Here is an 18,363-nt window from a genome sequence, read left to right on the forward strand (position 1 = left end):
TTACTTACTTTTGAATCAAATTTAAAATAAAGAAAATATTTTCCTACAATGAATTTACTGTCAACTGAAGAAATTTTAAGAGAAAAAATCAAAGAACTTACTTGTCTTTATGAGATTTCAAAGATTATTTCAAAATCAAATTCGATCAACATCCAAACCCTGCATGATATTATCATGAGCATAAAAAATGCGTGGAGACATAGTACTGATAGCATTGTCGAAATTCATGTTACAGATTATCATTTGTCTACTTCAGAACAAATGAAAGAAAGTATTTCACAATCTAGTTTTATACAAGTAAATAAAATAGACTGTGGCCATATTACAGTGCATTATCCCGCTAAAAAATATACACAAAATGACTTCGACGATGATGAACAAAAACTTCTTGATACGATTGCAATTGAAGTTGGAAATTATATTGAAAAATATCAAACATTAGAACGAAAGGCTTTATTACGCAAAACTATTGAGCGAATGGAACGCCTTACTCTGCTTGGAGAAATGACGGCTGGAATTGCTCATGAACTAAATACACCTTTGGGTAATATTTTGGGTTTTGCTGAATTGATAAAAGAGCATAATACTGATTCTGATATTGATGCAGACATTTCAATCGTTATTAATTCGGTTATATATTCGAGAGAAATTGTCAAAAAATTAATGTTCTTTTCTTGCGAAATGCCACAAAAATTAGAATCACAAGAAATAAAACCAATTATAGTTTTTGCTTTATCATTCCTAAAGTCGAACTTTCAAAAAAAAAGCATCAAAACTGAATTGATTTTTAAAGATGAAAATATTATTTCAAAAGTAGATTCAGTTCAAATTACTCAAGTTCTCTTTAATCTGCTCATAAATGCAGTTTATGCATCGCCAGAAAAAAGCGTCATCAAGATTATTGTCAATCATGATGAGAACAATTTATATCTGAAAATTGAAGATCAAGGAACTGGAGTTCCTGATGCAATTAAAGAAAAAATATTTGAGCCTTTTTTTTCAACTAAGCCAGTTAATTATGGCTGTGGATTAGGCTTAAGCGTAGTTCATGGAATAATTAAAAACCATAATGGAGAGATCATTTTACAAGACAATTTTCCAAACGGAACCATTTTCATAATCAGAATCCCATTAAATTAAAAGCAAAATGAATTCTAAAAAAGAAAATATATTGGTTGTTGATGATAACAACGATATGTTAGATCTCATTCAGAGACAATTAAAAACTTTTAATTATCGCACTTATAAAGCTTCTTCTGTAAACGAAGCTATCGAAGTCTTAAAAAATACAACCATCGATTTATTAATAAGTGATCTTAATATGCCAGAAATTAATGGCATGGAGTTATTAAAATATACTGACGAACATTATCCTGCTATACCAAAACTAGTGATATCAGGTGTTCCTTCTATTCCAAATGTTGTTTGTGCAATCAAATCTGGCGCATTAGATTATTTAACAAAACCATTTACAAGCGAAGAACTATATAAAGCAATTAGAAGTTCACTGGTAAAGAACAATCTTCTTTCCTATGATTTTAAAAATTCAAAAAATGAGAATTTATATAGCAATATTATAGGCAAATCTGTCCATTCTAACAATGTCGTTGAAATAATCGAACGTGTTAAAGACACTAAAGCAACTGTTCTCATAGAAGGTGAAAGCGGAACAGGAAAAGAGCTTATTGCCAGAGCTATTCATTTTACAAGTAAAATCGCTCACAAACCTTTTATTGTTGTAAATTGTGGCGGAATTCCCGAAAATTTGGCTGAATCTGAATTATTTGGTCATATTAAAGGTTCATTTACAGGAGCTATTGAAACCAAAACTGGTTTATTTCAGGCGGCTTCAGGCGGCACAATCTTTTTAGATGAAATTGGCAATACTCCTTTATCACTGCAAATTAAACTTTTAAGAGTCATTCAAGAAAAGGAAATTCTGAGAGTTGGCGCCACAAAACCAGAAAAAATTGATGTCAGAATCATCTCTGCAACCAATAGCAATCTGGAGGAAATGATAGCAAAAGATCTCTTTAGAGAAGATTTTTATTACCGCTTAAATGTTGTTAATATAAAAACCACACCATTAAGAGAGCGAAAAGAAGATCTTCCTTTATTAATAAAAACTTTTATTGATAAATATTCTAACGAATACAATAAACCCGGAATAACGATAAGTGAAAAAGTAACAGAAGTTTTGTTGCGATATAACTGGCCTGGTAATATAAGAGAACTTGAAAACATTATTCAGAGAATGATTATTATGAGCGATGATCTTATTACTTTAAATCAAGTTCCCGAAAACTTGAAATATCATATTCCTATTTCACCTGAAATTATGAAATCTTTAAAAGAATACGAAAAAGAGCAAATCTTAAAAGTTTTGGCATTTGTGAACCATAATAAAACAAAGGCAGCTCAAATCTTGCAAATTGACCGTAAAACCATAAATCAGAAAATAGCTTAAACTGAGTATTTTTTCCCCATAAGATCATAAACTACCTACCTAATTTTATACAAAAAATGACAGTCTGTTTTTAATATACTGATTTACAATATAATGTTTTTCGAGGCACATTATTTGCCCTTAAAAGACAAAAAAGTATTAAAATAAATCAAATTAATTAAAAACGTATTCTGTATGAAATCGACAGATTGTCAAATTGCTTTTAGTATCTCTCATTTTTTTTAAGAAAGAGAGATCGATTCTATATGTCTAAATTTTTATTATTCTTTTTGAAGAAAATTGGTTAGCAAATTCACAAAAAAATTCATTTAAACCTAAATATCAAACACTTACAAACAAAAAAAATCAAAAGTTTCGTTAAAATAACTTAACTTTAGGTACAAAATCCACATTTCCATGAAAATAATAGAACATTATTATGGTGCAGATCTAAGTTGGGTAGAACATTATGCTGCTCAAATTGGAGGAAAAATTGAAGGGAATTTTATTATTCTGCCAGAGGATTCTCAAACTGGTATTAGATACTTTCTAGATTGTGGTGATGGAATAATAGCCTATTACATAGATGTAGAATATCATAGAAATTTCCAATTAATACAAAAAAATTTAAATCAAGATTTTGTCGGCTTTTACTACAATCTGACAGAAGGAGACGCATCTGTTAGCAGCGGACATTTTATGTACAATGTTGGGCGATGGCAGTATAATTTAGCAGTTATAGACGGTTCTCTAGAATCAAAATATGATGTTGTAAAAGGAAGCAAAACTTTTGCTCTTTGCATTTTTATCAAAAAAAGCATGATTAAAGCATATGCTAAAAAAAATAGCATTGTCATTCAAAATATAGACAGCATAGTCAATTCAAAAGAAAATACAATTGTTCGTTTTGACCGAATGAGTAACGAAAGTTTTCATTTGTTAAATGATTTAAGAAAATTAGAAGTTGGAGGAGCCATTTTTGATTTAAATCTTAGAGGAACTGTTCATCTTTTAATTTCAAATTATCTAAAAAAGATTGCAACAAAAAGACTTATAGTGCAAACAGTAAACGATAGTGATTTGAGCAATATCATAAACATTCAAATGTATTTAATTAATCATTTAGATGACCACTTTCCTAGCATTCAATTTATGGCAAAAATGGCAAATATGTCTGAATCTAAATTTAAAAGTTTATTTAAAAAAATAACTGGAGATACTGCAAATGTTTTCTTTATGGAAAATAAATTGCTTTTTGCAAAAGAACTTCTAGAAAAAAAACAGCTTACCATTTCTCAAATCTCAGATCAACTTCATTTTACCAACAATTCTTATTTCGCTTCAAAATTTAAAGAACATTTCGGAGTATCTCCCAAAGCATTTAATAAACAATTGTGAAAATTGCACTAATGATCAGAAACAAATTAGCCTATGAGAAAAGTTACACATTATTACAGTCTAACACCAGAATGGCAATTGGATGTAGTCGAACAGTTAAATACAAAATTGATTGATAACAAAATTATTTTTATACCAAAAGAAATTGGGGAAGGTTTTTTTTATTTTTCTCAGGTCATGGATGGAATTTCTGTTGTTTATGCCGATCTAACTGCAAAAGAGCCATTGAAAATTACCCGTCTTAGATCAGATAATGAATTGTATATTTTTCATTTTGATTTAAGTGAACATATTAATCTCATTAAGATTAACAATATTGATTACCAAATAGGAGCGTTTAATCAATTAGATTTGGCAATTCTTGACAATCAAATAGAAAGTTCTTTTAAACCTGCTGTAAATGAAAGAACTATTGCATTACGTATATTGATAGATAAAAAACTACTGCATGATTTTATCCAAAAAATCTCTTTGCCAGAAAATTCATTTTCAGCAGATACTCCAGGAAAGAAAGCTTTTTACCATTACGGCAATATTGACAGTAATAGCATTTTATTAATTCAATCCTTAAAAACAAAACCTGTAGAAGACTTATCTTTTGATTCTTTCTTAAAAGGAATTTCATTGAAAGTCCTTGGTAATTTTTTTAATAAGTTTTATGAAACAAAAGACAATAGTGCAGAGATTACAGATCTTGAAAGTGAAGCGATTGAAAAAACAAAAGATTATTTAATGAACAATTTATATGGACCATTTCCTTCTTTAACTGTTTTAGCCGGAATGGCTGGTATGTCGGCATCTAAATATAAAAGTTTGTTTAAAAAACATTTTAATAATACCCCGAAAAACCTATTTATAGAAGAGAAAATAAATTTAGCGCAAAAACTTTTAAAGAGTGGTGAATATAGTACTCTAACAGCCGTAATGTATGAACTTAATTATACTAAACTCAGCTATTTTTGCACTAAATACTACGAACAGCTCAAACGAAAACCAACAGATGATTTCATAAAAAAACTCCATCGTAAAAATAAGAAAGTGACTTAATTATCACTTTCTTATTTGATTGCTTTTTTTAGTTTTTCTAAAGATGGAGCTTTCAATTCTTTTAATTGATTAATAGCTATCTGAGCTATTTCTGTTGCTCCTTTAAGAGATAAATGTGTATCATCTGCTTTATCTTTATCATAATACGGATTTTCTCCTGCCTTAAAATGCAAATGCAATTCTTTAGATTTATCAGGTCCGTAGGATTGTTCTAATAATTCTGTGTAATATTCCAAATCAATAAATGGTACATTGTATTGTTGTGCAACTAAACGCGTTTCTAATGGATAATCGCCATGTGTTGGAACTAACACACCTTTCTCGTTGAAATTACGTCTTGAAATTGATGTCAATAAAACAGGAATTGCTCCTTTTGCTCTGCTTTCGTTTACAAATTTGATTAGATTGTATCTATAAGCCGTATGCGGATTTGTATATCGGCTTGGATCTTCAATTTTAGCATCATTGTGTCCAAATTCGATAAAAACATAATCTCCTTTTTTAAGTTTATTATAAATAGAATCCCAACGTTTCTCGTCTATAAAACTTCTGGTGCTTCTTCCGTTTACAGCTTTGTTAACAACAATTATATTATCTGTAAAAAATGGTTGTAAAACTTGTGCCCATCCATGTTCTGGATTCTTTTCGGGATCTTTTTTGTTTGCCATTGTTGAATCTCCAATACAATACAAAGTTGTTTTTTGTGCAAAACAAACTGACGTAATTAGGAATGTTAGTAATAAGTATTTTTTCATTCTTTAGTAATTTTGTTTTATTTTTTTATCGCAAAGAGCGCTAAGATTACGCAAAGGTCACAAAGTCTTTTTTTGTTTGCTTTAGCGAAAGAACACAAAGCTTTATGTGTTTTTCGTTTGTAAGATACACTACAAACATCTCAACAAAAAACCTTTGAACCTTTGTTCCTCTGAACCTTTGCAACTATAATTTAAGGTTTCGAAACCGCTGTAGGCACACTCGCTCTTTGCCCAATAAAAACATCTGTCATTAGAACATTTTCAGCATTTTCATTTGACAAAGCATTTTTAGCCGATTTAATCTCAATGTTTTTCAAAGTGATATTTCGGATTTTTTTGTCCGGAAATCCCTGAATTACAATACCAGATTCTGATGCTTTATTACAGGTAATATTTGAAAAATATACATTTGATATATCCGATTGATACCCTTTTCCTTCTCCGTGATAATTAGCCGTAATATACAAGCAATCTTCTACTTCGTCCAATTGAATATTTCGAACAAATATATTTTTAATAAATCCTCCTCGATCTGCATTGGTTTTTAAATAAATTCCTCTTTTTAAATATCCAGCTGTTTTACAATTTTCAACAAAAACATTCTGCACACCTGCTGACATTTCGCTGCCAATTACAATTCCGTGCAGTCCTTTAAAATTACAATTTCTAATAACAATGTTTTGACTTGGTATTGCTGTATTTGCTCTACCTTCGTGATCTCTTCCTGCTTTTATAGCAACATTGTCATCTCCATTATCAAAAGTTACATTTTCAATTAAAACATCTTTTGCATATTCAGGATCAATTCCGTCATTGTTATGGTTTAATGATTTGTAACTTATTCCTCTAACGGTTATACTTTCTGATTTTAAAAAATGAAGACACCAAAACGGTGAATTTTCTATTCGAACATTTTCAACCAAAACGTTTTTGCAGTTTAGAAACTGAATCATCTGAGGTCTTAAAAAATAAGCTTCTCCAAATTTTCTTTCGTTTAATGGAACGTTATTGTGATTCATTTCACGGCTGCGGTTTTTACCTTCATTTTCTTTTGCTTTAAAGGTCTTCCAGATTTTTCCTCCTTCTCCATCAATCGTTCCTTCGCCAGAAATGGCTATATTGGTGCAATTATTAGCGTAAATAAGTGGGCTGTAATTATAAAGCATTGTTCCTTCCCAACTGGTTAAAACCATTGGAAGATAGTCTTTTGGATTATCGCTAAACTTTATTTTTGCTCCTTTTTCAATTTTTAAATTTACATTGCTTACAAAATGAATTGGCCCGTTAATTTTATAAATACCTTTTGGAACAATAATAGTTCCTCCGTTATTCTTTTTACATAAAGCCATTGCTTTATCAAAGACCTTTTTATTGTCTGTAATTGAATCTCCTTTTGCTCCCAAATTCAAAATATTTATTTGATAAGAAGGAATTACAGGAAGCTGAATTCTTTTTACAATAGAATCTACTTTAGCTGAAGGAAAATCATTGTTTTGTGAAAATGAAGCCCATGAAAGAAATAGTAGAAGTAGATATTTAAGATTCATGTTTTCTTATTTTTAATTTTCAGTCGCAGTTTTCAGTAGAAACTGAGACTTATTTCAAGTACCAATTTACATTCTTATCTTTTAAAATATTTTCTATCGAATATTGACCAACTTCTTTTTTAGAAAGTTGATGCGCCCATTTTACTCTTTTTAATGGCTGAAAACCTTCACCAGTACAATTGTATTCGGCGTAAAAAGCTTTTTTTTCTGCTTCTGGTTTCGACCAATTTTCCCAGCCTTCTGGTTTAATCTGTTTTCCCATTTCACAATTAATGAAGACGGTTTTAGCATAAATACGCCACGGACGACCTAAATAAACCTCTTTCGCATCTGGATTTGCGGTTAGTTTACAACCTATAAAAACAAATCCGAATGGAGTTGCCTCTGGAGTTGAAGCTGCAGTAATGTATGAGCTTTTTATGCTGTGAATGGTACAATTTTCGAATAAAGCAGTTGCACCACCAAAAATAAAATCTGTAGTTCCCTCTATATAACAATCTTTAAAATATTGCTTTGCTTCTTTTCCAGACAAATACAACGTATCTTGATTTCCTAAAAGATTGCAGTTTGAAATCTTAGCGCGATTAGCGACAACTGATAATGCAATCGCTTGTCCGCGTTCTCCCGAAGTATTTTTGATGGTTAAATTTGAAGCTGTAAAATCATCACCTTCAACCAAAACTGTATACGTATAAAAAGTGCTATTTCTTCCTAAGCCAATTTTCGAGAAATTATCATCAAAAGTAATGATGGTGTTTTCTTTGCTTTCGCCTTGTAAAACTACATTTGTATTCCATTCTGGGACTCTCACTTTTTCATTGTAAATGCCGTTTTTTATAAATATCGTTACCTTCTCATACGGAAATGCTGGAGTTGCATAAATTGCATCTTGAATTTTAGTAAAATCTCCTGAACCGTCCTGCGCAACCGTAATGTAAGTCACGTTTTTTTTTTCAGATGAACCTACTCTTGTTCCGTTTTTAACCGCCCAATCAGGAAACTTTTTTAAAACTTCTTGCGGAGCTTCAGAATACCACGAATAACCATTTCTTCTTTCTGAACCAATTTGATCCAAAGATTTTTTTCTAATTCCATCACGGTCGCAGAAAAATGGTTCATTGGTTTCCAAATCCATAAATCTTGCCCAAATTGGTGTTGCATTAGTTGCAGGAATCATCTTTTTATCTACAATTTTTCCCGCATCATTCAAGACTCTTTTCTCTTCTAAATTGGTGATTTTTGTTTTTTCAAACCATGCTACAGCACTTTTTACTGATGTAACAATTTCTGGTGATGGTTTATCGATCGACATTAAAAGCAAAACAATTTTTGTCGATTCATATCCGCTTAAAGAAGCCAATTCAAAAGCTCTTGCATTTGCTGGAGCCAAAGTAACTTCGTCATGTTGCGCACACCATGCGGTTAAAATTCCATTTTGCTTGTATTGCGTTTTTAAAATACAGTCAACTCCTTTATCAAAGGCTTTTTTACATTTTTCGACAATTTCACTAGAAGGTTTTATGCTGTAATAATCCGTTTGATCGGCAACTGCTTTTATCACATTCATAATATTTACCATCGAATCGTCATTATAGGTAATATGCGTATAATACCCTTTTTTCAACGGATAAAATTGTGGCCATCCGCCGTTTGCATATTGTGCTTCAAGAAGATAATTCAATCCTTTTAAGAAAGATGCTGCGTAACGTTCGTCTTTTACTTGAGCATACATTTTAGACATAAAAAGCATTTCCTGACAAGTTGCTCCGTTGTCTGTTGTTGTTTCTACAGCCGTTTTTTTAAGCGCAATTAAATCTTTCTTTTGCTTTTCTGTCAGTTCATCCTGCATTTGAATATTTTTTGGCCATCCGCCAATATCTCTTTGATAAAGTAAAACATTCTCTGCTATTTTTTTGGCTTCCGCCGAAGCAAACCAAGAAGCATCATTCTTACGAATAATTTCTGACCATCTTTTGTATGTATTTTGAGCTTTTACAGCAAAACTGCAAAGACAGAAAAAAAGTATTATTTGTTTTTTTAACTGCATCATTTCCTTCTTATTTCGTTACTCTAAACCAATCTACTGCAACATTTCCAGAATCGTTTTTCACTTCTTCGCCCAAAGCAAAAAGTCCGACCTTGGCACCAATCCATTTTCCCTCTTTTGCAGTGAAATCACTTCCAATGGTTTGATAATTTTTATCATCTAAACTATAGAAGAAACTGCAAATTCCACCTATTTTAATTTGTACTCTTAGGTAAATAGTGCTGTTTTCTATTAAAATAGGTATTGTTTCTTTTTCTGAAACCGTTTTGTCAAAAGTTCCTGTTTTCTGGCTTAAATACAGTTTTCCATTATCATTTTTAAAAGACAAATAACTATAATCTAATCCCATAACAATCAAACCCGTAGATTCCCCTTTTATTCTAGAATTAAAAGTCAGTTTTGTTGTTGCTGTAAATTCTTCAGCAGGAAATTTTTGAAGTAATAAATTTGGAGCATTAAAAATATTTTGAGTTGTTGTTGCACAAAATAAATTCAAGTATCCTAAACTTGTTGGAAATCCCCAATTGATTTGTTTATTGGCTTGCCATTGCCATTGTAAACCTAATTTTGGTGAATTAAATTCATCTGATTCTGCTGGAGTTTCTATTGGATATTTTTTACCGACATTTGGCTTTCTGAAAGTTGTAACCGGTTCTCCAACTCCATTATTATCAAAATCTTGTCCCATCACTGGCCAATCATTTACCCATTTCATTGGCTGTAAATGCACAATTCTTCCATAAGCTCCTTTATCTTGAAAATGAAAAAACCAATCTTCTCCCGTCTGCGTAGTGACCCAAGCACCTTGATGCGGTCCATTTATGTTTGTTGAACCTTGTTCTAAAACCTTTTTCTTTTCATATGGCCCAAAAACATTTTTCGATCTTAAAACAGTCTGCCAACCAGTTGGAACTCCACCTGCAGGAGCAAAAATGTAATAATAACCATTGCGCTTATAAAACTTTGGACCTTCAATTGTGCCTTCACTTTCATGTCCGTCAATCACCATTACTTCATCATGATTTACAATAGTTCCTTCAGGATTCATTGTACAAACTACCAACAAACTTTTAATCTGAGCGCGACTTCCGGCAAAAGCATGAACTAAATATGCTTTTCCATCATTATCCCAAAGTGGACTCGGATCTATCAATCCTTTTCCTTCTTTTACCAAAATCGGCGCAGACCAAGGTCCTTCGGCTTTTTTTGATTTAATCATATAAATTCCAAAATCGGGATCTGGGTAATAAATATAAAATTCATTATTGTGATAATTAATGCTTGGCGCCCAAACTCCATTTCCGTGCTGTACTCTATCGTAAGTTTCAAATGGAGGCTGTTTTGCTAAAGCATATCCAATAATTTTCCAGTTTACCAAATCTTTAGAATGCAAAATCGGCAAACCTGGAATACAGTTAAAAGAAGAAGCCGTCATATAATAATCATCGCCTACGCGAACAACATCTGGATCTGAATAATCAGCATGAAGAATCGGATTTGTAAATGTTCCGTCTCTATTATCTGATACCCACGCTTGCGCGTTATTCTTCTGAAAACAAAAAATGGAAAGAAGAAAAAGGATGATTTTTATATTTTTCATTTTTGTACTGATTAACCCTTTTAGTTAAACCCAACAGATTTTAAAAACCTGTCGGATTTCTAACTTGCTTTTCTTTGCAATGCTTCGACTTCGCTCAGCAAGACAAACTATATAATTGATAATTAACAATTCACAATTAATCAATTATCTGTTTAGCTCAATCGCTGCCAAGATAAAAGGCCCTGTTGCTTTAGGATCGTTGTCTTTTTTTCTTTCGTTTACATAATATTCGTAAGATCCATCACGGTATGGATTTCCTCCTAAACCAGCAACTTGACAGCAGTTTGTTAGCGTGATTCCGCCATCTTCATCTACTTTTTTGATTAAAACTGTAGATAATCCATCAAAAGCTTTATTGGCTGCTTTTTTAAATTTAGATGGTAAGTATCCTTTGTTTGCACCTTTTGCAAAAGCATAAGAAAACATAGCAGATCCAGAAGCTTCTAAATAATTTCCTTTTTCACCGCCTTTATCTGTAACCTGATACCACAAACCTGATGGTTTATCTTGGAATTTAAGTATCGCTTCAGAAGCATTATTTAAATATTGGATCAACTCTTTTCTCTTTGGATGATCTTTTGGCATATAATCTAAAACATCAACCAAAGCCATTACATACCAGCCTAAAGATCTTGACCAGAAGTTTGGTGAATTTCCTGTTTCTTTATTTGCCCAAGGCATTTGTTTGCTCTCATCCCAACCGTGATATAATAATCCCGTTTTTGGATCTGTAGCTTTAAGCTGAATTAATTCGAACTGTTTTGCGATATCGTCGAAGCTTTTTCCGTTTTCAAATTTAGCAGTGTATTCTGCATAGAATGGCTCTCCCATATACAGACCATCTAGCCACATTTGGTTTGGATAAATTTGTTTGTGCCAAAATCCACCGCTTTGAGTTCTTGGCTGTTCTGAAAGCTGTTTACGAATTAATTGCATCGCTTTTAAATACTTATCTTCTTTTGAATAGGCATAAACATCAAAAAGCAAACGCCCTGGTAATACCAAATCGATATTGAATTTATCAAATTCGTACGTATTAATACTTCCATCAGCTTGAACTAATTGATCTACATAACCTTTCACGTAAGCTTTGTATCTCGGATCTGGATTTTTCTTGTACAATTCTTCTATTGAATGCAAAACTAAAGCATGAACATAATCCCACTTTGGCTTTTTAGCATCGTCAAGCATATACGATTCTGGATGACGTTTCATCAATGTAAGAGCCATTTTATCAGACCATTTCAGGTTTTTCCCGATTACGATATCATTTTTTGCAGGCTCTTGAGAAGTTACTTTACAACTTGTAATGGTCATAACGCAAATCATCAAAACCGACATAAAATAACTATGCTTTCTATTATTTTTCATTTCAAAATATTTAAATTCTACTATTTTTCTAATTCAATTGCGGCCAATAAAAATGCTCCAAGACCTATTGCGCCATTTTCTTTTGTTTTGGAAGACAGATAATAATTGTTTGTGCCATCTCTGAAAGGTTTTCCTCCTAAACCAACATTAGATGAAACATTCAAAATATTGATTTCTCCTTTTTTATCCACTTTCACAAACTCTTTAACAAAACTGTCAAATGATTTTTTAGCTGTTGTTTTATAGCTTGAAGACAAATACCCTTTATTGGCTCCTTTTGCAAAAGCATAAATAATCATTCCAGAAGCTGATGGTTCAACGTAATTTGCATACAATTCAGGCTTATCTGCTACTTGATACCATAATCCAGATTCGCTTTTGTATTGGTTTACACTTTTTGAAATCTGTTCTAAATAGCTTACCAAAACTTTATACTTGGGATGAGATTTTGGGAAATAATCTAAAGTTTCAACCAGCGCCACCATATACCATCCAATACCGCGTCCCCAAATTGTTGGCGAAGTTCCCGTTTGTTTATCTGCCCAAGCAATCTCTTTACTTTCGTCCCAAGCTTGGTAAACCAAACCTGTTTTTTTATCTACAAAATGATTCTGAACTAATCCGAATTGTTTAGCAATATCATCTAAACTTTTTCCTTTTTCGTACTTAACCGTAAATTGCGCATAGAAAGGTTCTGCCATATACAAACCATCAATCCACATTTGGTTTGGGTAGATTTGTTTGTGCCAAAAACCTCCGCTTGGTGTTCTCGGCTGACTTTCTAATTGATTTCTCAGCTTTCCAATAATCTGTAAATAGCGCGAATCTTTCGTTTCATCATACAGATTAAAGAGCAATTTCCCTGGACTTAAATAATCGATATTGTATTCTTTTATATCGTATTTTTTAATATTTCCAATGCTGTCAATCATTCCATCAACATAATCTTTAATGTATTTCTGGTATTTTTTATCGTTTGTTTTTTGATATAATTTTTCAAAACCAGACAATACAAAACCCATTTTATAATCCCATTTTGGTCTGTCATTTCCGTCCAGTTGCCAAGCATTTGGATATTTATTTAAAATGGAAAGCGCTATACGCTCCGACCATTTTAAATCATATGAAATAACAGTGTTTTCGGAATCAGCTTGATTTTGAGCATTGATTTTATTTCCAAAAAACAACAGTAAAATCAATGTCGCTTTAAAAAAATTGAACTTCGCAGAAAGAGATTTACGCATAAAGATTACGTTTTACATTTTACCTTTTTTATTTAGCACTTCTAATTGTTTATCTAAATATTTAGCAAATTCTTCTTTTGTTTTAATTCCGTTAACTTCTTGTTCCCAAGCTCCTAAAAGGTAAAAAGTAACTGCTTTTGTGGTTGGTTTGAAAACTAAAAGATAATCTAAATCAGTATCTGCTACATTTTCGATACTACTAATTTCATAAAAAATTGCCATACCTAACTTATCTGGAACCAAAGATTGTTCTCCATAAGTTGCCAAATAGGCCCATTTTTTATTTTTACTTTCTTTTTTAAGAAGCTCAGCCGTTTTTTGTTTTACAATTCCAGTACAGATTCCTTTAATTGCTTGTGAAGCTTTAATAGTGTGCTGCGTATATAATTGATCTGGTTTTATCGTTAATTCTGAAATAAAATCAATTTTATCTGAAGCGGTTTTCCATCCATAATAATTCACTTTTACCACAGATTCATTCGATTTATTAGCAACTGTAGCAATAGTTGAGTCTACTTCACGGAAGTGTAATTTTTCATTATTTAAATAACGATCTATAGAACCAATTCCGATTCCTTTTCCTGCTTTTAGAATATCGGCGCCCCAATCGCTCATATTGTGATACGAATCGAAACCATCTTGCCCAACTATCGGAAGAATATTTTCAGAAGTCTTTTTCCCGAAAATATCTATCGCATTTCTCCAATCTAAATACAAACGATAGCCAATTCTGTTATTTTCCCATCCTGGCCCTTCATAACGAATATCAAAAGAGTGATCTGTATGCTCTGGAGCCAGTTTTAATCGGTCCACATTTTTAAAAACCGTTCCGCCTTTATACTTTCTGCCTTCCCATTTTCCGTCTGTTTTTGCAGATATTTCGGCATAAGTCTTATTGGTTTTAATATCGTATTTCTGCGCATTTACGGCAGTTAAACCCGCGAAAAATAAAATTGCTGTGGTGATTTTTGCTTTCATTTGTATTCTAAATTATTTAAAAATTTTATCTAAAAATCGTACGCTGTACGAAATTGTCTGTCCAAACCAAGGTTCGTAAAACCAAAATGAATGAGGCGAATCTGGAAAAGTCTGCACTTCATTGTAAATTTTATTCTCATTCAAAATCTTGATCATATCGTCTCTTCCAGCATGAAATCTTGGAATACTGCTGCAGATATACAAAACTGGCGGCGTATTTTTATCGGTATGATTTAGCGCCGAAGCGTTTTTCCAGTTATCAGGAATTTCATCTGATTTTCCTCCAAGCCAAAAAGCAGCCATATCTCCTTCTGATGATTCTGGATGTTTGAATGCTAAAACTCCGTCTACATCAATAATCGCATTTACTTTTGATGAAGATTTACTTTTAAAAGAAGGATCTTCGAAAAGAGAATTATTATTTGTCGTTCCTATTAAAGTTGCCATTTGTCCGCCAGAAGAACAGCCTAAAACCGCTATTTTATTAACATCGACATTAAATTTTGCGGCATTGTCTTTAATAAATTTTATAGCATTTTTTACATCTATAACTCCCGTTGGATATTTTGCTTCCAATGACAATCTGTATTCAATTGAGAAACACGAATATCCTTTTGCCGCAATTTCTTTTCCCATAAACTGCATCTGATTTTTATTTCCAGATCTCCAGCCTCCGCCGTGAATCAATATTACAGCAGGATTTTTTTTCTTTTTGGTATTAATGAAAGCATCAAAATGTAAAATCCTATCTTGTTCTTGATTGTAAACCAAATCGAAGCTTTCTTTAACATCTGGATTTGGCTTAATTTCTGGAATTGTGATGAACGGATATTTCTTAACTAATTTCGTAAAAGTACTTTTGATTGTATACGATGTATCAACCTTATATTGCTGGCTGTGAACCGCAATCACATTCAAAAACACTATTAAAATTAATTTATTTCTCATTTCATTTCTGACTTTTCAGTTAAGAAAGGAGTCCAACATTTGCCAAACTCCTTTTTAACTCCTTCAAAAAACAAATTATCTCAAAAATTAATCAAATTACTAATTACCAATACTTTGAAGACAATTATTACTTAATAGATTCTACTTTTTTGTTGTTTACGTAGGTATCTATAAAATTTATATTTTTTACATTTTTCAATAAATAAACCGAATCGACTTTCTGTATTTTTACATTTTTCAGTGTGATATTTTCTACTGGCGACTCTTTGTAACCTTCAGCCCAAACACTGTATTTTCCGCCATTTTTCACATTGACGTTTTCTAAACTGATATTTCTGATTGTCGGAATAAAATTTCCAGTCTGCGAACCATAAACATTGTAGAACATGTTCAGTTTTAAAACACATTCTTTTACTGTTCCAACTTCCAGATTTCGTACATAAATATCTTCAATGACTCCGCCTCTTTTTGAATTGGTTTTGATACGAATGGCGCGATCCAAATTTGGACTGTCCATCACACAATTTTCGACAAAAACATTATTCACTCCTGCTGAAATTTCGCTTCCAATTACAACTCCTCCGTGACCATCAATCATTTTACAGTTTTGCACGATGATATTTTTACTCGGAATTCCAACTCTTCTGCCATCTGCGTCACGTCCCGCTTTAATTGCTATACAATCATCACCAGTATTGAAAGTGCAGTTTTTAATTAAAATATTTTGAGAATATTCAGGATCACAGCCATCATTATTCGGGCCGTGACTGTTTACGGTTACACCGTCAATAATCATATTATTAGTTTTAATTGGATGTAAAATCCAAAAAGGAGAATTGATTACTTTGACATCTTTTATTAAAGCAGTATTGCATTCGAAAAATTCAATGAAATTTGGTCTTAAATAACGTCCTTCTCCAAAAACTCGTTCAGAAACTGGAACTCCTTTTTCAGCCATCTCAACCAAAACTTCACGATTTGTTGGATCGTTTTGAGATGGAATTCCTTTTTTCCAACCGTAGTTTTTTCCTCCAGACCAAATCCACCAATTTGTACTGTCGGCCTGACCATTTAATGTTCCTTTTCCTGTAATGGCAATATTGGTTTTATTCTTCGCATAAATCAGCGGGGAATAATTCATTACTTCTGTTCCTTCCCAAGAAGTATGAACGATTGGATAATCGTTTGGATTTAAACTAAAAAGAATCTCAGCATTATCTTCTAAATGCAGATTTACATTGTTTTCTAAATGAATTGCTCCGCTCAAATATTTTCCATTTGGCACCAAAACCTTTCCGCCTCCATTTGCGGCACATTCTTTTATTGCTTTTTGAAAAGCTAAAGTGTTTAATGTTTTGCCGTCTGCAACAGCTCCAAAATCATTTATATTATAAACCTTATTTAAAAAATGAGTTTGCGGAATACTTTTTACAACCAAATCCATTTTTTCCCACGGATTATCAGAAGAAACTGAAGAAGTATGTTTTGCGCACGATGTGATTAACAAGCCAAAAAAGGCTAAAAAAAGAATCTTTTTAAATATGATGCTCTTATTTGTAATCATTTGCACAGTATTTTCTTGTTTAATACCGAAAACATTGAAAAATTATGTAATCGATTACACGAAAGTAGAAAAATTGTTCTAAGAGACCAAATTAATTTAGAAAAAAATTATATATTTAATTTTTATTAGAAATTATAATTACATTTAATGCAAAAATTTAGATAATTTATTATCATTGTAGAATCTAAAACGATTTAGTTTTTGGTTATGGTAATCGATAACAATTTTTATTACATAATGAAAAAAAATGTACTTTTGTCTAAAAATAATCTGAAAAACTTTTTTTTGAATGAGTGAAAAAGTAACTATTTACGATATTGCTGAAAAATTAAACATCACAGCTGCAACGGTTTCCAGAGCGTTAAACAATAATCCTAAGATAAAAGAGGCTACACGCGAACTTGTTATTAGGACTGCGGCTGAGATGAATTATAAGCAGAATAAACTGGCGCTAGCACTAAAGAGTGGTCGCAGTAATAATATCGGAGTTATTGTTCCGCGTATTGACAGCAACTTTTTCGCCTCTGTTATTAGAGGAATTGAGGAAGAACTTTATCCTCATGGCTATCAGGTTATTATTTGCCAAACTCATGAAAGCATCAAAAGAGAAAATGAAAATCTTCATACTTTAGTAGATGCGCAAGTTGACGGAATTATAATGTCTGTTACTGGTATTTCAAATGAGAACGATGGCGCTTTTAGAAATGTGTTAGATAAAAATGTACCGCTGATATTTTTCGATAGAAGTAAACATATTGACGGTGTTAGTTCTGTAACGATTAATGACTTTAAAGGAGGTTATCTAGCTACCAAACATTTAATTGATGAAGGCTGCAGAAACATTGCGCATTTCTCTGGAAATCAATCTTTGGATATTTTTAAAAACAGGTTTTTAGGATATAAACAAGCGTTATTAGACAGCGGATTAACTTTTAAAGAAGAATATGTTATTCACACAAAAAGTAGCGTCGAAGCTGGAAAAGAAGCTGTGGATATTTTATTGGACTTAGAAACACCACCAGATGCGATTTTTTCTGCTAGTGATTTTGCTGCTTTAGGTGCTATCCAAGAACTTCAATTTAGAAATATCAGTATTCCAAATGAATTTTGTGTAGCAGGTTTTAGTAACGAGCCTTTTACAAAATTTATGGAGTTATCAATCACATCTGTAGATCAGTCACCGTTAGAAATGGGAAAAATGTCTGCTCGCGTTTTCTTGGAACAGGTTGCCAAAACTGACACTATTAAAATTGAAAAAAAGGTAGTCCTTGCGCCAGAATTACATATTCGTAAATCTTCTACAAGAACTAATTTTTAATTTTCTTTTTTTTCATCATATAAGTTATATAAGCTCATTTTAGAATGGGCTTTTTTTTATGCAAGCTTCGGAGAAGCGAGATATTTATAGCAAAGGATAA

General features: G+C 32.0%; 14 protein-coding genes. 5 read left to right on the top strand and 9 right to left on the bottom strand.

Translation table 11 applies throughout. The features are described from left to right. Window positions 1–48: 48 nt before the first annotated feature. The 4 genes from OD917_RS06500 to OD917_RS06515 all read left to right on the top strand — a co-directional run bounded on the left by OD917_RS06500 (window position 49) and on the right by OD917_RS06515 (window position 4,891). Window positions 49–1,140, top strand: a complete 1,092-nt coding sequence (locus OD917_RS06500) for a sensor histidine kinase (RefSeq protein WP_263522743.1) — start codon at window positions 49–51, stop codon at window positions 1,138–1,140. Window positions 1,141–1,147: 7 nt separating this feature from the next. Beyond that, window positions 1,148–2,467, top strand: a complete 1,320-nt coding sequence (locus OD917_RS06505) for a sigma-54-dependent transcriptional regulator (protein WP_263522744.1) — start codon at window positions 1,148–1,150, stop codon at window positions 2,465–2,467. Between the two features lie 396 nt (window positions 2,468–2,863). Next, window positions 2,864–3,844 (top strand): helix-turn-helix domain-containing protein, encoded by a 981-nt coding sequence (locus OD917_RS06510; RefSeq protein ID WP_263522745.1) that lies wholly within the window; start codon window positions 2,864–2,866, stop codon window positions 3,842–3,844. 33 nt (window positions 3,845–3,877) lie between these two features. Then, on the top strand, window positions 3,878–4,891 hold the full coding sequence (locus OD917_RS06515) for a helix-turn-helix domain-containing protein (RefSeq protein ID WP_263522746.1): 1,014 nt from the start codon (window positions 3,878–3,880) through the stop codon (window positions 4,889–4,891). A gap of 11 nt (window positions 4,892–4,902) precedes the next feature. Here the strand turns inward: OD917_RS06515 and OD917_RS06520 are convergent, their stop codons facing one another. From OD917_RS06520 to OD917_RS06560, 9 genes are all read right to left on the bottom strand, one after another. Further along, entirely contained in the window at window positions 4,903–5,646 is a 744-nt protein-coding gene (locus tag OD917_RS06520) for a rhamnogalacturonan acetylesterase (RefSeq protein ID WP_263522747.1), read from the bottom strand. Between the two features lie 191 nt (window positions 5,647–5,837). After that, window positions 5,838–7,193 (bottom strand): glycoside hydrolase family 28 protein, encoded by a 1,356-nt coding sequence (locus OD917_RS06525; RefSeq protein ID WP_263522748.1) that lies wholly within the window; start codon window positions 7,191–7,193, stop codon window positions 5,838–5,840. Between the two features lie 49 nt (window positions 7,194–7,242). Continuing rightward, complete coding sequence (gene pelA / locus OD917_RS06530; protein ID WP_263522749.1) at window positions 7,243–9,243, bottom strand: pectate lyase; 2,001 nt, start codon at window positions 9,241–9,243, stop codon at window positions 7,243–7,245. 7 nt (window positions 9,244–9,250) lie between these two features. Further along, on the bottom strand, window positions 9,251–10,840 hold the full coding sequence (locus tag OD917_RS06535; RefSeq protein ID WP_263522750.1) for a glycoside hydrolase 43 family protein: 1,590 nt from the start codon (window positions 10,838–10,840) through the stop codon (window positions 9,251–9,253). A gap of 144 nt (window positions 10,841–10,984) precedes the next feature. After that, on the bottom strand, window positions 10,985–12,211 hold the full coding sequence (locus OD917_RS06540) for a glycoside hydrolase family 105 protein (RefSeq protein ID WP_263522751.1): 1,227 nt from the start codon (window positions 12,209–12,211) through the stop codon (window positions 10,985–10,987). 20 nt (window positions 12,212–12,231) lie between these two features. Further along, window positions 12,232–13,455 (bottom strand): glycoside hydrolase family 105 protein, encoded by a 1,224-nt coding sequence (locus OD917_RS06545; RefSeq protein ID WP_263522752.1) that lies wholly within the window; start codon window positions 13,453–13,455, stop codon window positions 12,232–12,234. 12 nt (window positions 13,456–13,467) lie between these two features. Next, window positions 13,468–14,433, bottom strand: coding sequence for a DUF4861 domain-containing protein (locus OD917_RS06550; protein ID WP_263522753.1), 966 nt, complete (start codon window positions 14,431–14,433; stop codon window positions 13,468–13,470). Between the two features lie 12 nt (window positions 14,434–14,445). After that, complete coding sequence (locus OD917_RS06555) at window positions 14,446–15,381, bottom strand: alpha/beta hydrolase (RefSeq protein WP_263522754.1); 936 nt, start codon at window positions 15,379–15,381, stop codon at window positions 14,446–14,448. A gap of 127 nt (window positions 15,382–15,508) precedes the next feature. After that, the gene (locus OD917_RS06560) at window positions 15,509–16,945 is read right to left on the bottom strand and encodes a glycoside hydrolase family 28 protein (RefSeq protein WP_263522755.1); all 1,437 of its coding nucleotides are present in this window, start codon (window positions 16,943–16,945) and stop codon (window positions 15,509–15,511) included. Window positions 16,946–17,234: 289 nt separating this feature from the next. On the opposite strand from OD917_RS06560, the gene OD917_RS06565 reads away from it, so the two are divergent. Beyond that, on the top strand, window positions 17,235–18,263 hold the full coding sequence (locus tag OD917_RS06565) for a LacI family DNA-binding transcriptional regulator (RefSeq protein ID WP_263522756.1): 1,029 nt from the start codon (window positions 17,235–17,237) through the stop codon (window positions 18,261–18,263). Window positions 18,264–18,363 lie beyond the last annotated feature (100 nt).

The sequence above is a fragment of the Flavobacterium sp. SH_e genome, assembly GCF_025717045.1.
Lineage (GTDB): Bacteria > Bacteroidota > Bacteroidia > Flavobacteriales > Flavobacteriaceae > Flavobacterium.